The sequence below is a fragment of the Myroides sp. N17-2 genome (assembly GCF_002286775.1).
Classification (GTDB): domain Bacteria; phylum Bacteroidota; class Bacteroidia; order Flavobacteriales; family Flavobacteriaceae; genus Flavobacterium.
Genome location: NZ_NSGJ01000105.1, coordinates 1 through 377, shown reverse-complemented (window position 1 = coordinate 377; position 377 = coordinate 1). Strand labels below are relative to the sequence as shown.

Annotated in this window: 1 protein-coding gene; it reads right to left on the bottom strand. The window is 53.6% G+C overall.

What is annotated here, in order from left to right:
• Positions 1 to 193: 193 nt before the first annotated feature.
• Positions 194 to 377: hypothetical protein (locus CF599_RS19265; RefSeq protein ID WP_371514498.1), on the bottom strand; the 184-nt coding region annotated here is incomplete at its 5' end.

The window sequence follows — 377 nt, the reverse complement described above, 5'->3', positions numbered from 1 at the left end:
CGTAAAACGCAATAAAACGCGTTTTGACGCGTTTTTTGACGTTCTACGGGCTCACGTGGGCTTTGGGCGGAAAAATGGCTTACGTGCGTTCTGAGAGCGTTTTAGGGCTTTGCAGGGTGGAGTGGTGAAGCAGCTCCTTGTGGAACCTGTACCGCCCTTGCGGGCGGGCTTCGGCGATTTGGCGAACGGGAATCTATTCGGCTTCTGGCGTGTCGCCTTCCATGCCCTGACGGGCATCGTTTCCGTGGAACATGGCCATGATTCGGCGCTGAATATCGCCGTCTTTGTTGACTAGGGTTTTCGTCAAAAATGCGGCATACGGTTTGGCATTATCGTAGCCTTTCCAGACTTCATGCGGGTTGAGAGCATAAGCGCAT